Below are 17,961 nucleotides of genomic sequence, written 5' to 3'. Positions count from 1 at the left end.
TGTCCGGTGGGGGCGTATCGCCGCCGTGACCATGGCCCTTGTGATGGTCATGGGGATGGGGGCGTGGCTCCGCTTCCGGCCTACCGGGGCGCAGGCGGCAGCGGTAGGCGCACCCGCGGCCACTGCGGCCACTGCGGCAGACGGTGGTGTCGCCGAGGTCACGACCACGCCTGGCGCACCCGGCGCACCTGTGGCGACTGCCGGTACGGCTCGCGGCGTCGAGACCGGGGTCGCCGTTGGTGGCGCTCCCGGCACCACCGGGCGACTTCCGACGTCGGGTCCGGCACTGGCCGCCGACGGGAGCGGCCGGGCCGCCTCACCCGCGGCAACCGTGGCGTCGGCCGCGAGCATCGTGTTCTCGCCCGCCATGCTCGACCTTGGCTCGGTGAACTCCTCGGCGACCGTGGAACTGCGTAATACCGGCTCTGTCACCGCCGACTACCAGTTCGCGGCGACCCCGGCCTGGCTCGCCGTCGGCCCGTCAGCCGGCACGGTCGCCGCCGGCGGCCGTAAGGCGGTCCTGTTCTCCCTCGACCGCACCGCCGCGCCGGCCGGTCTGGTCGACATCTCGGTCGCGGTCGTCGTCCACAGCGGCTCAACGCAGCCCGCAGGCACCGGTGCGGTCCGGGTGACCGCGGTGGTGTCCGGCCCGCCCGTCATCAATGCGGTGACGGCGGCCCCGTCGATCGTCTACCCGCTGGGATGCGCACCCGCGTCCGGGCCGACCCTGTCGATGGTGTCGGTGCGCGCGACCGACGCGACCGGTGTCTTCGGCGTGCAACTGGTTGCCCGGCTGCCCGATGGCAGGACGACGACCACCGCGCTCAACCTCGACAGCGCGACCGGGCAGCAGTCCGACTGGTCGGGTCCGGTCGGGCCGTCGAACACCGCCGGTCGGTTGTCGTTCACCGTGACCGTCACCGATCTCAACGGTCTGCGTACCGAGTCCGCCGGTTCACTGGATGTGAGCGACTGTCCCGCCCCGACCGGGTGAGGGCTACCGGACGCTCTGTGGGAACGATGTGAATCTGGTGTTGTGGCAGGAGCATCAGATTCACATCGTTAAGGTCGCCCGGCAGTAGAGGAGCGGATCAAGGAGCGGGGCTGGGGTGCGTCCCAGCCGCGCGACGCCGCGTCCCTGTTGCCGGTTGCCGGTTGCCGGTTGCTCTTAAGATCCCGGACGCGGATCGTGGCCCATGCGCCACCGCAGGCGTGAGCGAGGCGTTAGGCTTGAGGCATGGCATCGGTGTCGCTGTCCAAGGGCGGCAATGTGTCGCTCAGCAAGGTCGCTCCGAACCTCACGGCGGTGACTGTCGGCCTCGGCTGGCAGGTGCGCCAGACCTCCGGTGCGGACTACGACCTTGACGCGAGCGCGATCGTCGTCAACGACTGGGGCAAGGTTCTGTCCGACCAGTACTTCGTCTTCTTCAACAACCTGGTGAGCCCTGACGGAGCCGTGAAGCACCTGGGCGACAACCTCGTCGGCGGCGGTGGGGGAGATGACGAGCAGATCACCGTCGAGCTGTTCGCGCTCACCCCACAGGCATCCAAGGTCGTTTTTGCAGTATCGATCTACGATGCGGAGGCGCGTCGGCAGACCTTCGGCCAGGTCCGGGAGGCGTTCATCCGGGTGCTCGACTCGACGGCCGGCACGGAGATCGCCCGCTATGACCTCACCGAGGACGCGTCGACCGAGACGGCGATGATCTTCGGGGAGCTCTACCGGCACGCCAACGAGTGGAAGTTCCGCGCGGTCGGCCAGGGTTACGCCTCCGGCCTGCGGGGGATCGCCCTCGACTTCGGGGTCAACGTCTCCTGACGTATCGGCCATCGCTTCGTGTGTGGCAGGGCATGGAGGCCTATTTTGGATCTTTTGCTCGATCGCGAACCGGCGGGCTGAGCAGAAGATCCAAAACGGGCTCTGAGGAAATTAGCAGCGTAGCCGAGGCTCGAGGCCGGATAGGTCGGAAAAGCGGTCCTGATACGTTGTCTGGAGGTGTTGCAGCAACCGGTCGACGTCCTCGATGTTCGACGCCAGGCCGAGCGACACCCGGATCGAGCCGGCACTGGGAAGCTTAAGCATGTCCAGGTAGTCGTCCAAGGACCGGACGCTGTGTCGCATAGAACCGGTGACGGCTGCCTTGGTGATGTGGAACGCGCCCTCTCCGACCCCAGGATTGCAGAAACAGCCGGTGCGCAGCGAGATGCCGGCAGCCGAGGCGTCTCGGGCCACCGCACGCTCGTCCACGACGTTGCCATCCGGATCCAGCAGGTTGAAGGCGATTGTTCCGCCCCGGTCGCGGGATTCGGTCGGCCCGTATATCCGTACCATCGGCGCGCCACTACTATGACATAGTGCAACAAGCCGGTCGAGCAGCCAGCCGGTGAGGCAGGCGACCCTGGTATGGATCAGGTCGATTCCGATGTTGTTGATCCAGGACAGGCCGATCTCGATGTCCGGGATGGCGAGAAAGTTGAGGGTGCCGTCCTCGAACGCGCTCTCGTCCTCGGTCAGTGTGTGCCAGCCGCCCTGCACGCTGACAGCCTGAATCGTCCCACCGGAAAACCACGGTCTCCGTAACCGCACCAACGCATCCCGCCGGGCGATGAGGCATCCCACGCCGGTCGGGAAGCCGAAGACCTTGTACCAGCTCACCGGTATGAAATCGGGGTGGACCGCGGACAGGTCAAGCCGATTGGTCGCAACATAGGCGGCTACATCGAGCAATACATCGTAGCCATACTCGTGGGCGGTGTCCACCCAGTGTAACGGATGTTGGACTCCGGTGAAGTTGCTCTGCGCGGGAAATGCGAACAGCCCACGGTCGTGCGTCGAGTGGCTGCCGGGGTCCCGCCAAAGGGCACCCTGGCCACCTGCCTCGGCCCAGGACCGGCCTATTCGGCGTTGTGCCGCCCGACGGCGCGGGTGGCCCGCCCACGGAACGGATCCGCTGACCACCATTCGTAGGGCCGCTTCGGTAACCCCCGGCCTCGGCTGCGCCAGTGCGGCCCGAACCGACGCGTCGTCGATCCGAAGATCGGGTGCGGTGACCGGAACGTACTGCGTCACCGCGCCCCGCATGTTCGCGAACTCCCGGATACCGTTGACCGAATTGTGGTTATCGTAGGTCAGGACGAACCGGGTCCGCGCGCCGAACCGATATGATTCGGCTACGAGTCGGCATGCTCCGGTTGCGTTCGGCGTGAAGATCGCAACGTATTCGTCCGGCGAGGCGTTGAAGTACTCCAGCACGGCCCGCCGGGTCTGCTCCACCAGTTCCGTGGTCGCCTTCGACGCCGGGCTGTCCGAATGGGGGTTGCCGAAACAGCGGTTGTGCAGGCGGGCGGTATGCGCGCGCAGTTGCGCGTCGGCGCATACTCCTGCGCCGGTGTAGTCCAGGTAGATTCCGCCGTCCGCATCAAGATGGCTGTACTCGACGGCCCGCAGTTCGTCTAGTCGGGTAGTGGTGGCGTAGTGGGGGTAGGCGGCGAGGAAGGCGGACAGCGACGGGTCGATGTCCGCGCCCGACTGGCCGGCCTGGGCTGGGTCGAGCGGTGCCGTAGTCATGCGGACCGGACCGGGCGTACGCTGAAGCGGGCGTTCAGCACGAGGTAAGTTGCCGCCAGTAACATGGTCGTGAAGCCGCTGAGAATCGCCCAGTCCAGCCAGGCGGCGTGGGTGAATGTCGTGCCGTAGGACGCCAGCAGCGGTGGGCCGAGCGGTGAACCGCCGTGGGCCCACAGGCGTTCCAGCCCGACGCTGTGTCCGAACCCCTCGAATGCCCACCGGTTGGACATGGCGTAGCTGATCGCCTTACCGGCCGGGGCCATCGCGGGGATCGGCAGTATCGCACCGGAGAACAGCACTTGCGGGAAACACAGCATCGGCAGGGCGACGGTGGCCTGTGCCGGGTTGAACACGGCCGCCGAGGTCAGCAGGCCCAGACAGAGCGCGGCGGTCGATGCCAGCAGCAATGTCACCAGCAAGGTTGCGGCCTGCGCCACGCCGAGGGCGGGCAGCCGGTCCAGCGCCCGCAGCAGGCCTATGGTGATCGTGTCGACGGCGACCAGCAGGGGTAGCAGGACGGCGAGCTTCGACAGCACATACGGACCGAGCCGAACGCCGACGAGCCGTTCCCGCCGCAGGATCGCCAACTCCCCACAGATCTGCGGCAGCCCGTAGGTGACACCGAAGAAGAAGCCGCCGAAAGTCACCCAGAAGGCCGTCATCATCGTGGCGCCGGGATCGGGGTTCCCGGCGGTGAAGGCATGCGGCCGGAACAACACGACGAACATCAGTAGGATCATCACCGGCGAGCCGAGCAGGATGGCCAGCGTGAGCCGGTCCCGGGCGAGAATCTCGACGTTGCGTCGGGTCAGTAGGTGCCACTGGCGAACCGCACCTGGCGGTTGTCCCGCGGAGCCACTGGAAGGTTTGTCTGTCCCACCGGCCGAGAATGACTGTGGCGTCGGGGAACTCGGCACATGTTCCTGGTCGCGGGCAAACCGTCGGCCCCAGGTTTGCGGAGTGTCCTCATAGGCAAGCCGGCCGTAGACCTCCTCGATCGTGGCCGTCCCGAAGTAGTGGCACGCCCGGTCTACCGGCCCGGCAAAAGCCAGATTGCCGTCCTGGGCCATGAAGACGACTGAATCGCACACACGCAGGTCGGAGACGTTGTGGGTGGCCAGCACGACCGTGGTACCGCCGTCTGCCAACCGTTGCAGCAGCCGCATCAGGTCGGCTGCGGTCGCCGGATCCAGCCCGGATGTCGGCTCGTCGAGAAAGAACACCCGGGGTCTGGTCAGCAGCTCGACTGCGACGCAGGCACGCTTGCGCTCACCGCCGGACAGCGAGCGGACCTCGGCGCTGGCCAGCTGGGCAAGACCGAGCTCGCCCAGGACATGTCGTACGGCGTCCGTGAGATGGCGCGGTGAGGAGTCCGCGGGCAGCCGCAATCGGGCGGCGTGCCAGAGCGTCCGCTCGAGCGAAAGCGTTCGGTGAATGATGTCATCCTGCGGTACGTAGCCCAGGGACGACCGGAACAGCGCCGGATTCGTGTGCCGGTCGACGCCGTCATATCGGACCACGCCTTCAACCGGTGCGCGTAGTCCCGCCATCGTCTCCAGCAGTATGGTCTTCCCGGCGCCGCTCGGACCGACGATGGCGACCAGCTCACCCGGTGCGACCCGGAAGGTAACGTCCCGCAGCGTCTGCCGTCCGGGTCGCCGGCCCAACCGTTGGCCAACCCCGGCGACGTCAACGCTGAGCCCGGGACGTCGGACCCCACTCGTCACGCTGGCCGCGGTCACCTGATCCAGCGTGGTGAGCGGCACGTCCACACCCGTGCGGCAGTGAGCGTGCAGGCGGTGCAGCCGTGTCGGCGCGGTTCATCGGGTGCTGCATTGCCCGGTTCGCCGGTGGCGGCGTCATCCGGTCGCGGTGCCGCGAGGCCGATCACATTGCCGGGGACGTCCCAGCGGCCGGAGACGAGAATGAACAGGTGGCGGACGGGGTCACCCGCGCGGCACACCGTCGCGTCGGCGGGGAGATCGAGCGGGCGCATCGCATCGGCCAGATCGCGCAGCGCCGCCTGGGACAGTCCGCGAAGTATTCGTACTTCGCGGAGCGATCTTAATCGTGTGCCCAGCTCACGCCAGGCATCGTCGGTGCCATCGGGCGGCAGGCCGGGGCTGCCTTCGCCGGTCGATAGCTGAAGATCGGTTGCGTCCATCTGGCGCTCACCTCGCTAGGAACCCTCGGTTGATCTTATTGCATGATAACTTCACAAGAAGAACATAAGCTATAAAATTTAATATATCTACCTTATCTCCTAAATAGGATAGAGTATGACTTACTTGCGGGCTATTTTCTGGATCATCGCCTGCATCGGCCAACATCCATCAGGCACGCCCTAGGCCCAATGCCGGGCGCGATCGTCGTCGGCTATGAAGCGCGACGGCCAGATTCGCTTCGCTGAGCAACGACCATGATGCGGATGGTAAGGGTATTGGCATCCACCTGGTAGAGGATCCGCCAAGCCGGGCCGGTCGCCTCCCACATGGTGGACCGCGCCTGGGATAGGGGAGTTCCAGCCTTCCGCGGGTCGTTGCGCAGCGGGCCGTTGAGGAAGCGGCGGATCTCGCCGGCCGTTTTGTCCGGTAGTCGTTGCAGGTCGCGCTCGGCCGACGCTGAGACGGTTACCTCATGTCGGGTGCTCATGCTGTTCCGCCGCCTGTGGGCGCCCCGGGTGGGAAGGTCTGCATCGGGCAAATCCGGTTGTTCACATTGTGATCGTAGAAGTCTTTGTTGTCAGCTGTCGGAAGTTCCGGTGGCCAGTTGGGCGCCTCTCCGGCTCCGGGGCTCCTCGGCCGATTGGCGGCGGGCGGCGCGCACACGGGTGATCTGTTGCCAGCCGAACGCCGCAGCCGGGGGGAACAGCACCAGCGTGGGCAGCATGTACCGGTAGTCGAAGCACACGGTTGCCGATGGGACGACGAGCAGGGCTGTTCCCGCGGCCACCAGCAGTGCACAGTCGGCTCGGATCCGCCGCTGTTCGTCGTGCTCTGCGCGCGACGAACGTCGGGGCGCCTTGCGGAACACCGCGGCGACACCGAGGGCCACCATCGCGCCCAACGCCGGCCCGGGGGTGTAGCCATGGCGCTGGTAGACCCGCAGAACCGCGGCCGGCGTCGGGGACACGGCACGGGTGACCAGCTCACCGTCGAAGGTCGCGAGGGGCGCGTTGATGTTCCAGTACAAGGGCACCGGGTAGGCGGGGAACCCCCAGGTGCCGACGGGCCAGTCACGCCGACCCACCCACCGCCCGGGCGCGAAGTAGTGGGCCACTTCGCCGGTCACCATCCGCGTGTAGTCCGCCGGTTGGTGTTCGATCACCTGATGGGCGAAGTCGGTCATCGCGGCCTTTTTCGCGGCGTCGGGGAGAGCGACGGTGAAGCGCGGGCTGTTGCGGTTCCACACGTAGTAGTTCGGGCCGGGTCGCTCGCTCGGCGGGTGCGCAGAACACAGCTGCCGTGCCGCCGGGGTGAGGTCGAGACGTGCGCAGTCGGCAATCGGCGCGACCCGGCCGTAGAGCCAGTAGGCGTCACCGCCGCTCAGGGCATAGGAGCCGTGCGCCGAATGGAACCAGAACGCATACCCGAGCAGCGGTGCGGCCAGGGTCCCGGCGAACGCGACGGACCGCGACCACCCGAACCGTCGGGCTATGAGGTAGGCCAGCGCCAGGACCCCGAGGACGACACCCACCGTGCGGACGAGCGCGGCGAGCGCCAGCGCGCCGCCGGCGAGCCCGCAGGCCCACAGCGGCGGTTCCCGATCCCACAACAGGGCGACGAGCCCGGCGACGAGCAGCGCGTCGAACAGCGTTTCCGCCATGACGAAATGCTCGATGTTCACCTGATAGGCGTCGAGGAGAACCGGTGCTGCCGCCAGCGCCGCGATCGTGGGCGCGACGCCGCGGTGCGTCAGAAGTGCATAGACGGCAAGCCCGAGCCCCAGACCAAGAGCGTGTTGGACGGCGGGCACCACCCACAGCTCGCCGGTAACGGACAATGCGTGCAGCACCACCGGATAGCCCGCGGGCCGCACCGTGTCCGGGCTGAGGTACCGGGCCAGCTGGAGGTAGGCGTAGGAGTCGCCGGCGAACTCGAATGCAGGGCGGTAGGCGGCCATCGCCAGCACCCGCAATGCGCTGGCCAGGACAATCAGAACGATTATCAGCCGGTGCCGACGCAGGCGGGCCGGGCGTATCAGGCTCGTCGACCGTAGCCGGTTCATCGCCATCTGTATGGGTCGGTCGGCAGCGATGGGGTTGACGGTCGGTACCTCAGCATCTTCATCGACATGAACCGCTCTGTACGGACCCGGCCGGGTCTCCCGTGAGGCCGGCGGGCAACGGGCCGGGTACCGGGCTGCAATGGGTCCAGGAAAAGGTATCGAAGGTGCTTTCCCGTCATCGGGTGGGATCAATATATTCGGTGTCTGTCACCGGGTGGTTCCACCGTGTTGGTCGACGGTAGTAGTGGTCGCAACCAAGAAGCGGCCGGCTACGAAGCGCGTCGAGCCGTGGCTGCGGCGCTCTAAACCGTGCCCGGACCGCAACCGCGTCCACATGCGAACTGTGTCCAGGGCCCTTCCGGTGGGCATTGATCCGCGCGATCGAAGATCCATCGCATAGGCCCTAGATGGGAACCATGTCTACTGCGAAGGAGGGTAGGTCGATGTGACGTCCGTTACCTGGGGGCGTAATCTTCTGTGACTGTGCGAGCAACAACGGTTTCTGGAGATCCATCGACAAGGACGTCGGCGAGTTCACAGGTACCCACCGCGTCTTCGCTACCCGGCCTGGCGGGCTGTCCTCACTCCCCGCCCTGCCCACCCGCCGCCGGTCCCGACCGGGATGCGGCGCGGGTGACGATCCGGCACTGCGACCAGGGATGGAGCCTGCTGTGCAACGGTGTGATCTTGTTTGACGACACTGGTGAGATTTTGCCGACGGGGAGGATCATCGAACCGCGGCGGGGGCTTCCGAGCCTGGTGAGTACCGCGGCCGCGGCGGTTGTGACGCGCCACCAGACGGCCCTGCCGACGCCGCGTGGCCGGGCCACCTGACGTGCCGACCTGACGTGCCGACCTGGCGCGCCGACCTGACGTGACCGCGTGACGTGATCTGCCATCCGCGGAGTCTCGCCATCCGACGAGCACTGATCGTTGATGGGGCACGGCTGCTGGTTTCCGCCGTTTCCGCCGTGGACCGGGCCGTCTTCGCCCGCCTTGCCGGTGCGCGTCCGCTCCTCGACCCGATTCTGCCGGGCCTGTCCCGGGCAGGCGACCACGGTCTGCTGTGGTGGGGGACAGCGGTGGCTCTCGGCGTCAGCAGGGGACGGCGCAGGCGCGGGGCAGTGCGGGGCATGGTGGCCCTGGGCCTTGCCAGCGCGACCGCGAACGGGCCGGCCAAGATGGTGTTCCGCCGGGACCGGCCTGATCGTCACGGCATACCGCCGCGCCGCCGACTCCGCCGGGACCTGACGACTTTCTCGTTTCCCTCCGGGCATGCCGCATCTGCGGCCGCCTTCGCGACCGCGGTCGCGATGGACGCACCCGTCGCGGCGATCCCGGTCGGGATCATCGCCACAGGCGTGGCGTTCTCGCGGGTCTATGTCGGTGTCCACTACCCGAGTGACGTGCTGGCGGGTGTCGCCATCGGGGTATCCGCCGCCCTCGTGACCAGCAAGATCATGCCCAGGCGGCCCTACCGTCCGGTGCGGGCACGCCCGGCGTCGACGCGGGTGCCGGCGCTACGGCCAGCTGAGGTTTACCACGAACGCGGCTAGTCTGGTGATCTACCAGGAGGAAGACCTCGGCCGGTCTGCCGCCGCTCGCCGCCGTGGCGGTTCTGGAGCGGGACAAGCGTGTGCAGCGGCGCCGTCAGGTTGGCCGCTGTATCGGGGTCGAGGATGTCCTGGACGAGCAGCGCGCAGGCGAGGTCCGCGCACAGTTCCATGACACGCTGGTCCGCATCGGCATCCTCAAGATTGATCATTTTGCGGCAGGACGGACACAGGCGCCAGAACCCCTCGGCTGCGCTACGCCGAACCAGGGTCCAGACGCGCCGGCGGCCGGTACGCACCGCGCTGTTGAACGCTGCTTCCATGGCGTCCCGATGCTCGATCTCATCGCGGGTGAGCGCGGTGACGAGCAGACCGTCGTAGACCCGCAGGCTGTCGGCGTCGTGGCAGCGACGTGCCAGTACCGGCAGAGCCGCGAGGACCCGTTTGACCTCGGAGCCGAAGGGACCGAGGTCCGGCTCGTGTCCCCGGCCGCGGGGATAGACCACCCGCCACGATCGCATCAAGGCCGAGTACTCCGACCGGGTGAGAATCGGTTTGGCGTAGGCGGCGGCGATCGCGTCGCGGACCGCTTTGAGCGCGGTCGCGGTGATGCCGGGATCAACCGTCACATAGTCGTCGATGCCCGCGAGGTCGTCGGCATAGATCGCCGAGAGCGCGTCGAAGGCGGCGAGAACCTCGACAACCAGCGGGGCATCCGGCGACAACGCCTTGTCGCGCGCGGCCGCGAGTTGTGGCGTGTTGCGCCAGACTGACGCGAGTTGGCTGAGTTCCGTGTCGCTGGCGTGTACCAGCTGGGTGAGGATCGCGAGAATACCACGCAGGTTCGGGTGGTCCTCCAGTCGGTCGATCCGCCGCGACCGCAGAATCATGGCTGTTTCCCGAGTACGATGCGGGCCATCTCACGGCCTCGCATTCATGCGGTAACGCCAAGTGGCAATCATGTAGCTGGCGGCCGATGACATCTGTTCCGCCGTGCTGTCGGCAGCCGTCACATCGCCTCCTCGCGAGGCACTCGCGTTGCGTCGGGGCCACTTGGCCAAAGGCCCCGAGGGGGTTGGTAGGGGCAAAGGTACCGAGATCATAGCTCTTTCGTCGGGCCCGTGGCCCCCTGGGGTTGTGAGGGCCGACGACGGTGCGATCAATGGGGGCTCGTCCGAGCGTGAAGTGACCTCATGGGCATACTTCTCGCGTCGTCAGAGGCCTTTGGAACCTACTGGTCGGGACCGTCCCGGCTCCGAGGTGAGGGCGATTACGTTGGACGATGGTCTGGCCGGATGTGGGGCTGGCCGGATGTGCATCGTACGCACTCTACGACAACTCGCCCGCTGATCGTAGCCGCACCGATGGTAGCGGACAGGGGCGCGTGGGTAGCAGGAAAGGGAAGGGCGGGACTGTGACTGATATCTCGACGTCGCGAGGAACGGCGATTGCCGTGAGGCGCTCGGAGGGCCGGGCCGTGACCCGAAACCCGTGGCTGGACTCGCGCCACTCGTTCGCGTTCGGTCGCCACTATGATCCCGCCAATACCCATTTCGGCCTTCTGCTGGTCAGCAACGACGACCGTGTCGCTCCTGGTGGCGGCTTTGACGCCCACCCGCACCGGGACATGGAGATCGTGACCTGGGTCCTCGCGGGTGAGCTTGTGCACACCGATTCCACTGGAATCAGCGGTGTGATCCGGCCCGGGGTTGTTCAGCGGATGAGCGCGGGCACCGGGATCCTGCATGCGGAGATGAACGCGGCACCGTGCTCCGGGGTGCACGAATGCTTTCCAGGGGATCCCGGTACGGTTCATTTTATTCAGATGTGGATTATTCCGGACACGTCGGGTATCACCCCCGGTTATGCCCAGATCGATGTGACCGACACTCTGGCGACCGGCAGTCTGGTGGCGATCGCGGGCGGAGCCGGCTCGCAGGCGGCGGTCGACATTCGGCAGAACAATGCAGTCCTGCACGGTGCGCGACTGCCCGGGTCCGGCCGCGTGCAGCTGCCGTCCGCGCCCTGGGTGCATCTGTTCGTCGCGCGCGGCACGGTCACGGTGGAGACCGTCGGCGATCTCGCGGCTGGTGACGCAGCCCGGATCCGAGACTGCGACGGGCTCGCGGTCAGTGCCCCGGCCGGGCCGGCGGAAATTCTGGTCTGGGAGATGCACGCATCCCTTGGCCGGTGAGCCACCACAGGGTGAGGCCACCACAGGGTGAGGCCGCGACAGCGCCTGCTGCCGGCATCCCGGTACCGCGGGATGCCGGCAGTCACCTCAGGCGGGCATGCGCCCGGCCCTGGGCCCGCAGCGGTCCTACTCGCGCAGCCCGTAACGACGGATCGCATCCTCGACGACGGCCGCCTTGACCGCGCCATGGCGGGCCAGCGCCTCCAGGGTCGCCACCGTGATCGACTGGGCGTCGACGTGGAAGTGGCGCCGCAGCGCCGCCCGGGTGTCGGAGCGGCCGTATCCGTCGGTGCCCAGCGAGGTGTAGTCCTGGGGAATCCACCGTGAGATCTGGTCGGGCACCGCACGCATCCAGTCGCTTACAGTGATGACCGGTCCAGGTGCCCCTTCCAGGATGCGGGTCACATACGGCCGGCGCTCCACCGAATCCGGATTCAGCAGGTTGTGCTCCTCGCAGGCGAGAGCCTCCCGGCGCAGTTCGTTCCAGGAGGTCACCGACCACACGTCCGTTTCCACGCCGAAGTCGTTCGCGAGGAGCTCCTGCGCGTCCAACGCCCACCGCATCCCGGTACCGCTCGCCAGCAGCTGCGCGCGGTTGGGCACGGTTCCCGACCCGAGGTCTACCGGCGTTCGGGCGGCCAACCCCGTTTGGGTGAACGGTCGGAACAGGTACATCCCGGCGAGAATCTGTGCCGGGTCTATCCCGGCCGGCTCGGCCGGCTGCGGGAAAGGCTCGTTGTAGACGGTCATGTAATAGAAGACGTTTTCGTCGCGCTCGCCGTACATCCGGTCGAGGCCGTCGCGGACGATGTGGGATACCTCGAAGGCGAACGCCGGGTCGTAGGCCACGCAGGCCGGGTTCGTCGACGCGAGCAGCAGCGAATGGCCGTCCTGGTGCTGGAGCCCCTCACCGTTGAGCGTGGTTCGCCCGGCGGTGGCACCGAGCAGGAAACCGCGGCCGAGCTGGTCTCCGAACGCCCACATCTGGTCGCCGGTCCGCTGGAATCCGAACATCGAGTAGAAGACGTACACCGGGATCATATGGACCCCGTGCGTGGCATACGCGGTGCCCGCGGCGATGACCGAGCCCATCGAGCCGGCTTCGTTGATGCCCTCGTGGAGCATCTGGCCGGATTCGGACTCCTGGTAGGAGAGCAGCAGGTCGCGGTCGACGGCCTCGTAACGCTGCCCGTGCGGCGAGTATATCTTCGCGGTCGGGAACATGGCGTCCATGCCGAAGGTGCGGGCTTCGTCCGGAATTACCGGAACGAATCGGGCGCCTATTTCCTTCGTCTTCATCAGATCTTTGAGAAGGCGGACGAAGGCCATGGTCGTCGCCACCGGTTGTTTACCCGAGCCGCGCCGCAGGTCGTCGAAGATCGATTTTGGCGGCTGCGGAAGGGGACGCGTCCGTACGACCCGCTTGGGCAGCGAGCCGTCCAGTGTGGCCCGCCGTTCCCGCATGTACTGGATTTCGTCCGAATCCAGGCCGGGATGGAAGTACGGCGGCAGGTCCGCCTCCAGCTCGGCGTCGGGAATCTCCAGGTAGAGACGGTCGCGAAACTCCTTCAGCTCACCCTTGCTGAGTTTTTTCATCTGGTGCGTGGCATTGCGGGCCTCGAAGTCCTTGCCCAGCGTCCAGCCCTTGATAGTGTGGGCGAGGATGACCGTGGGCTGGCCGGCATGCTCGGTTGCGGCCTTGTAGGCGGCGTAGAGCTTGCGGTAGTCGTGACCACCACGGGAAAGTTTGCGCAGATCGTCGTCGGAGAGGTCTTTGACCATGCGGCGCAGGCGCGCGTCCGCGCCGAAGAAATGCTCCCGGATGTAGGCTCCGGACGACGTCGTGTAGGTCTGGAACTGGCCGTCCGGCGTCGTGTTCATCCGGTGCACCAGGACTCCGTCGGTGTCCTGGGCGAGCAGCGGGTCCCAGTCGCGGCCCCAGACCACCTTGATGACGTTCCAGCCGGCGCCGCGGAACAGCGACTCCAGTTCCTGCATGATTTTGCCGTTGCCGCGTACCGGGCCGTCGAGACGCTGCAGGTTGCAGTTCACGACGAAGATCAGGTTGTCGAGTTCCTCCCGGGCGGCGATGCCGAGGGCGCCGATCGACTCGGGCTCGTCCATCTCGCCGTCACCCAGGAAGGCCCATACCCGGCTGCGCGACGTGTCCTTGATCCGCCGGTTCAGCAGGTATCGGTTGAACCGGGCCTGATAGATGGCATGGATCGGCCCGAGGCCCATCGAGACGGTCGGGAACTCCCAGAAGTCGGGCATCAGGCGTGGGTGCGGGTATGACGGAAGTCCATCGGCCGCCCCCTCCCGGCGGAACGCATCAAGAGCTCCGGTGGTCAGCCGGCCCTCGAGGAAGGCTCTGGCGTAGATTCCCGGGGAGGCATGGCCCTGGACGAAGATCTGGTCACCGGAGTCGCCGCCGGGCCCCGCGGTCAGCTTGTCCTTGCCGCGGAAGAAGTGGTTGAAACCGACCTCGTAGAGTGCGGCACTGGATGCATATGTGGCGATATGACCGCCAACACCGTATTCCGGACGATTCGCCCGACTTACCATGATTGCCGCATTCCATCGAATATATGCGCGTATGCGCCGTTCGATGTGTTCGTCGCCCGGGAACCACGGTTCCTGCTCCGGTGGAATGGTGTTGATGTAGTCAGTGCTGGTGAGCCCGGGCACACCGACGGCCTTCTCTCGGGCCCGTTCCAGCAGCTTGAGCATGAGGAATCGTGCCCGTCCCCGGCCCTGCTCGTCGATCACCGCATCCAGGGAATCCAGCCATTCGCTGGTTTCGGACGGGTCGATGTCCGGCAACTGGCTGGGAAGCCCGTCGGTGATGACCGAGAACCTCCTGCCGCTGTCCTTCGCCACGCGTTCTCCCTGCCGTCGCTTGGTCGTTGTTCGCATGCTTGGTCGCGAGTGGCTCCCCGTCCATCGTGCTCTGTGTGGGCGGTCTCGTCACCCTCCACCCTCGCCGCCTGGCGATAGGGGTGCGGGTCGGCGGCCGGGGCCGGAAGCGGCATCAGCCGGGCAGAACCGCCCGCGCCACATCGCCGCCGCCGATCTGGCGGGGTCGTGTCGCCGCTGTGCTGGCTTTGTGGAACGGTTGGAGACAATGGAAGGTGCGGACGGTGGGCGGCAGGTGACCACGAAGGGCGGTCCATGGAGACGACGACGGTGTCGGTGCACACCGGCGACGGGGAATGTGTTTGGGATCTCACCGCTGCCGCGCGGCGCTTCGTCACCGGTCGCGGGGATGGGTTGCTGTCCGTGTTCGTCCCACATGCGACCGCCGGCCTCGCCGTCCTTGAGCTCGGTTCGGGCAGCGACGCGGATCTTCTCGCCGCGCTCGCAGACCTGTTGCCCACCGATCGCGCATGGCAGCATGCCCATGGCTCAAAAGGTCACGGAAGGTCACACGTCCTGCCTGCGCTGATAGCGCCGTCGTTGACCGTTCCGGTCCTCGATGGCGGCCTGCTACTCGGTACATGGCAGTCGATCGCATTGGTTGATCTCAACGTGGACAATCCCGAGCGCACGGTTCGGCTCTCGTTCCTGTCCGGATGAGACGGCGAGAGCGACACCTTTGTCCACAACTACCGGCGTGGCACTTGCGCTGCCCGGGGGTGCTCCGGTGGACTAGGTCCACGGCGATGCGGGCAGTAGGTGGATCGAGAGACCGCCGTGCTGCCCGGCCGTTGCATGCGGACAGCGTGTCCGTGTGCGGCTGACACGAGCAGGAGGTTGTTGAGGGTGAGTCCGACCGCGGCGAACGCCGAGGGTCAGCGGCGTGCGGAACGTCTGGGTATCACGCCAGGGGTACTGGTTCAGTCGCTCAACGAAGACGATGACATCGCCCGTGATCTTCTAGGTGCTGTCACCTCTGCCAGCGGAACGGAACTCGTCCCGGAGGATTCTGACGATGTGGTCGACGTCGTACTGCTGTGGTGGCGGGACGACGACGGCGACCTTGTGGAGGCACTCATCGACGCGCGCCGCCAGCTGTCCGAGGCTGGGGTGATCTGGCTTCTGACACCGAAGGCCGGCAGGCCTGGGCATGTCGAGCCCAGCGACGTCCTGGAGGCGGTGCCGACAGTCGGCCTGGTGCAGACAAGCACTGTGAGCGTCGCCGCGGAATGGGCCGGAATGCGGCTGGCCGCACCGAAGTCCCAGCGGGTCCGGCACCGGTAGGGCTTCCTGGGTCCCTGGCCGCCAGCTGGGTCCGGTGGCGGCCAGGGCCGGAGGGGGTTTTTTGACCGGGGCAGCGCGCAGCGCGGTGGGTCGGGTCAGGCGGGCAAGGGGACCTGCTGCCCTTCGACCGCGGTCGGGTACCGGTCCCAGATGCGGTTGATCTCACTCTGGAGATTCAGCGGCCCGAAACCGAGAAGAAAGATCGTGAACGCGACCCCGGTTCGCAACGGAGGCAGGCCGGCTGATTGTTGTGCCTGGCGTGTGCGTGCACACAACCGCCACACGGCGACGAGCGGCGGAGCGAGAAGGAGGACGCCCAGGGTCACCGCGAATACTGAGAGGGTCGGATCGACCACGATTCGTCGGTCATACTCGCTGAGTTCCTTGTTGGTCTTGTAGATCCAGACGATGGTGTAGATACCAAGAGTGATCAAAGGTAGGCCGAGCCAGCTGGCGCAGGGGTTGCGGCGCTTGCCGTGGATGCCGGTGGCCGTCGGCTGCGGGTAGCCGCTGGGCACGGCTGTCGCCGAGGTCGGGTATGCGCGGCCGGATCGGGGCGGGCCGTACCCGTTCACGCGCTGAAGCCCGGATGGCTGCCGGCCCCGATCGGACTGGCCGTACGGACCGAAGGTCTGCTCGGTCACTGCGTTCCCCTGTTCGGAGTGCCGCCGGTCGCCCGGCCACAGCTGATAACAGTATTGCCCCGGTGGGTCAAGATCGGTCATTGCGCACGGTTCCGTCCGGCGGGGCTTGGTCCGCGTCCATGTCCGCGCCCATGTCCGCATCCGGTCTGATAGCCGGCATGCCGACTGGGACCGAGGTAGCGGATTTTTACCCGGAGCGATGCAACGAGGCAAATGTTACTGGCCGCGACATCAGGAAACGAGACTCCGGACACATCGGTTCCGCACGATTGCGGTGCCGGCGCAGCCGTCCGGCCTGCCGTAGGGATGCCAACGTTGATCAGGTGGCATGCTGGGTGCGGGTGGCCGACCGCCCTTTCCCAACGTGACGCCGCCTGCAACGTGACACCGCCTTCCGTCGAGAGGATTGACCAGTGGCCGTAGAGGTGGGCACCGCCGCCCCAGACTTCACTCTGCGTGATCAGAACAACGAGGAGGTCACGCTCTCGGAGTTCCGCGGGCGTCGCAACGTCGTCCTCCTGTTCTATCCGCTCACCTTCACCGGGATCTGCCAGGGCGAGCTCTGTGCGGTCCGTGACGACCTCTCCGCGTTCCAGAACGACGACGTGCAGGTGCTCGCGGTCTCGGTCGACTCGCCCTATGCCCACAAGGTGTGGGCCGATCGCGAGGGCTATGACTTTCCGCTCCTCGCCGACTTCTGGCCGCACGGTGAGGTGGCACGCAGCTATGGCGTGCTGGAAGAGAGCAAGGGGTTCGCCGTGCGCGCGACCTTCGTCATCGACAAGGACGGCACTGTGCGCTGGACTGTTGTCAACGGACCAGGTGAAGCACGCGACCATGGTGAATATCTCAAGGCGCTCGCGGCCCTGTAATCCGCCTCGAGGGGGCTGGTTGGCCAAAGGGTGTGCGATTGTGGTTTTTCGCGCACCCGGAGGCCTTGAGGGGGCTGGTTGGCCAAAGGGTGTGCGATTGTGGTTTTTCGCGCACCCGGAGGCTTCGGGGGAACGTGAGGGAGTTAGTGCTTGCACGATGCCGTGTTTTCGTTGTCACATCCGCCAGACCGATCCCGCGCGCGGATCCAGTCCGTGGCGACGGGCGGTAGTCGAAGGTGAACAGGTTCTGTTCTGTCCGCCGTGCCAGCTGGTGACAGGATGGTCGGACATTCTTGACCGGTGCGCTGGCTGCGGCTCCACGCATCTGGCCAAGGCCCTGGGTGCCGTCTCGTGCCGGGACTGCGGCCGGGAGGTCTCGCCGGCTTCGGCCGCCGAGGATCTTTCGGTTTCCGATCCGCGGGTGTCGCGGGGGAGCGGACCTGGGCAGCCCGTAGCCGCATCCCCCAGTCTCAGCGACGAGGTTGAGGCCGCGCTCGCACGGGTACTGGGCCGGGCCGTGACCTGAGCGCCGACACCGGCTCGTCTACCTGACTGGGTGGACGTCGCCGTCGGACGTCGCGGGGAACACATGCCGGCGCGGAGTCCGGTCCCACGCCGGTTCCTCACCCCGGTTCCCCACAACGGCGCGATGTTGCGTACTCTTACGAGAGCCCGGGGCGCGTAGCTCAGCGGGAGAGCGCTC

16 protein-coding genes are annotated in these 17,961 nt (G+C 66.8%); 8 read left to right on the top strand and 8 right to left on the bottom strand.

Going from position 1 to position 17,961, the window contains the following annotated elements; all coding sequences use genetic code 11:
- The first annotated feature begins 31 nt into the window (after positions 1-31).
- Entirely contained in the window at positions 32-994 is a 963-nt protein-coding gene (locus U9979_RS13520; protein WP_416220135.1) for a BACON domain-containing protein, read from the top strand.
- Positions 995-1,237: 243 nt separating this feature from the next.
- Positions 1,238-1,819, top strand: a complete 582-nt coding sequence (locus U9979_RS13515) for a TerD family protein (RefSeq protein ID WP_322750353.1) — start codon at positions 1,238-1,240, stop codon at positions 1,817-1,819.
- Between the two features lie 111 nt (positions 1,820-1,930).
- Here U9979_RS13515 and U9979_RS13510 read toward each other — a convergent pair whose 3' ends face one another.
- The 5 genes from U9979_RS13510 to U9979_RS13490 all read right to left on the bottom strand — a co-directional run bounded on the left by U9979_RS13510 (position 1,931) and on the right by U9979_RS13490 (position 7,795).
- The gene (locus U9979_RS13510; RefSeq protein ID WP_322779646.1) at positions 1,931-3,568 is read right to left on the bottom strand and encodes an aminotransferase class V-fold PLP-dependent enzyme; all 1,638 of its coding nucleotides are present in this window, start codon (positions 3,566-3,568) and stop codon (positions 1,931-1,933) included.
- Positions 3,565-5,334, bottom strand: a complete 1,770-nt coding sequence (locus U9979_RS13505; RefSeq protein ID WP_322779645.1) for an ATP-binding cassette domain-containing protein — start codon at positions 5,332-5,334, stop codon at positions 3,565-3,567. Before U9979_RS13505 ends, U9979_RS13510 begins: the two co-directional genes overlap by 4 nt.
- The gene (locus U9979_RS13500) at positions 5,307-5,732 is read right to left on the bottom strand and encodes a hypothetical protein (protein WP_322779644.1); all 426 of its coding nucleotides are present in this window, start codon (positions 5,730-5,732) and stop codon (positions 5,307-5,309) included. The genes U9979_RS13505 and U9979_RS13500 overlap by 28 nt, the downstream gene beginning before the upstream one ends.
- A 212-nt stretch (positions 5,733-5,944) precedes the next feature.
- Positions 5,945-6,220, bottom strand: coding sequence for a type II toxin-antitoxin system RelE family toxin (locus tag U9979_RS13495; protein WP_322750350.1), 276 nt, complete (start codon positions 6,218-6,220; stop codon positions 5,945-5,947).
- 90 nt (positions 6,221-6,310) lie between these two features.
- A complete protein-coding gene (locus U9979_RS13490; protein WP_322779643.1) occupies positions 6,311-7,795 on the bottom strand; it encodes a hypothetical protein in 1,485 nt (494 codons plus the stop codon).
- A 567-nt stretch (positions 7,796-8,362) separates the two neighbouring features.
- Between U9979_RS13490 and U9979_RS13485 the strand changes: the two genes are divergently transcribed.
- On the top strand, positions 8,363-8,629 hold the full coding sequence (locus U9979_RS13485) for a DUF5999 family protein (protein WP_416220133.1): 267 nt from the start codon (positions 8,363-8,365) through the stop codon (positions 8,627-8,629).
- A 53-nt stretch (positions 8,630-8,682) separates the two neighbouring features.
- Entirely contained in the window at positions 8,683-9,351 is a 669-nt protein-coding gene (locus U9979_RS13480; protein ID WP_322779641.1) for a phosphatase PAP2 family protein, read from the top strand.
- Here U9979_RS13480 and U9979_RS13475 read toward each other — a convergent pair.
- On the bottom strand, positions 9,348-10,238 hold the full coding sequence (locus U9979_RS13475; protein ID WP_322779640.1) for a hypothetical protein: 891 nt from the start codon (positions 10,236-10,238) through the stop codon (positions 9,348-9,350). The two genes, U9979_RS13480 and U9979_RS13475, sit on opposite strands and share 4 nt — an antisense overlap.
- A 524-nt stretch (positions 10,239-10,762) precedes the next feature.
- On the opposite strand from U9979_RS13475, the gene U9979_RS13470 reads away from it, so the two are divergent.
- A complete protein-coding gene (locus U9979_RS13470) occupies positions 10,763-11,542 on the top strand; it encodes a pirin family protein (protein WP_416210198.1) in 780 nt (259 codons plus the stop codon).
- A gap of 126 nt (positions 11,543-11,668) precedes the next feature.
- On the opposite strand, the gene aceE is transcribed toward U9979_RS13470, so the two are convergent.
- A complete protein-coding gene (gene aceE, locus U9979_RS13465) occupies positions 11,669-14,422 on the bottom strand; it encodes a pyruvate dehydrogenase (acetyl-transferring), homodimeric type (protein WP_322751059.1) in 2,754 nt (917 codons plus the stop codon).
- 291 nt (positions 14,423-14,713) lie between these two features.
- Here aceE and U9979_RS13460 point away from each other — a divergent pair, with 291 nt between their 5' ends.
- A complete protein-coding gene (locus U9979_RS13460) occupies positions 14,714-15,118 on the top strand; it encodes a YjbQ family protein (protein WP_322751058.1) in 405 nt (134 codons plus the stop codon).
- Between the two features lie 186 nt (positions 15,119-15,304).
- Positions 15,305-15,742: a DUF3052 domain-containing protein gene (locus U9979_RS13455; RefSeq protein ID WP_322751057.1), complete on the top strand. Its 438-nt coding sequence runs from the start codon at positions 15,305-15,307 to the stop codon at positions 15,740-15,742.
- Positions 15,743-15,837: 95 nt separating this feature from the next.
- On the opposite strand, the gene U9979_RS13450 is transcribed toward U9979_RS13455, so the two are convergent.
- A complete protein-coding gene (locus U9979_RS13450) occupies positions 15,838-16,386 on the bottom strand; it encodes a DUF4234 domain-containing protein (protein ID WP_322779639.1) in 549 nt (182 codons plus the stop codon).
- Positions 16,387-16,799: 413 nt separating this feature from the next.
- Between U9979_RS13450 and U9979_RS13445 the strand changes: the two genes are divergently transcribed.
- Positions 16,800-17,258, top strand: a complete 459-nt coding sequence (locus tag U9979_RS13445) for a peroxiredoxin (protein ID WP_322751055.1) — start codon at positions 16,800-16,802, stop codon at positions 17,256-17,258.
- Positions 17,259-17,961: the final 703 nt, after the last annotated feature.

It is taken from the genome of Protofrankia sp. Cas4 (genome assembly GCF_963555915.1).
Classification (GTDB): Bacteria; Actinomycetota; Actinomycetes; order Frankiales; family Frankiaceae; genus Protofrankia.
Note: the sequence above shows the minus strand (reverse complement) of the source record. Positions and strands in the feature narration are given on the sequence as shown.

Excerpts from the sequence above, each read along its gene's own strand:
- U9979_RS13520 (WP_416220135.1), top strand. The coding sequence starts at position 32 with ATGGCCCTTGTGATGGTCATGGGGATGGGGGCGTGGCTCCGCTTCCGG.
- U9979_RS13515 (WP_322750353.1), top strand. The coding sequence starts at position 1,238 with ATGGCATCGGTGTCGCTGTCCAAGGGCGGCAATGTGTCGCTCAGCAAG.
- U9979_RS13510 (WP_322779646.1), bottom strand. The coding sequence starts at position 3,568 with ATGACTACGGCACCGCTCGACCCAGCCCAGGCCGGCCAGTCGGGCGCG.
- U9979_RS13500 (WP_322779644.1), bottom strand. The coding sequence starts at position 5,732 with ATGGACGCAACCGATCTTCAGCTATCGACCGGCGAAGGCAGCCCCGGC.
- U9979_RS13495 (WP_322750350.1), bottom strand. The coding sequence starts at position 6,220 with ATGAGCACCCGACATGAGGTAACCGTCTCAGCGTCGGCCGAGCGCGAC.
- U9979_RS13490 (WP_322779643.1), bottom strand. The coding sequence starts at position 7,795 with ATGAACCGGCTACGGTCGACGAGCCTGATACGCCCGGCCCGCCTGCGT.
- U9979_RS13475 (WP_322779640.1), bottom strand. The coding sequence starts at position 10,238 with ATGATTCTGCGGTCGCGGCGGATCGACCGACTGGAGGACCACCCGAAC.
- U9979_RS13460 (WP_322751058.1), top strand. The coding sequence starts at position 14,714 with ATGGAGACGACGACGGTGTCGGTGCACACCGGCGACGGGGAATGTGTT.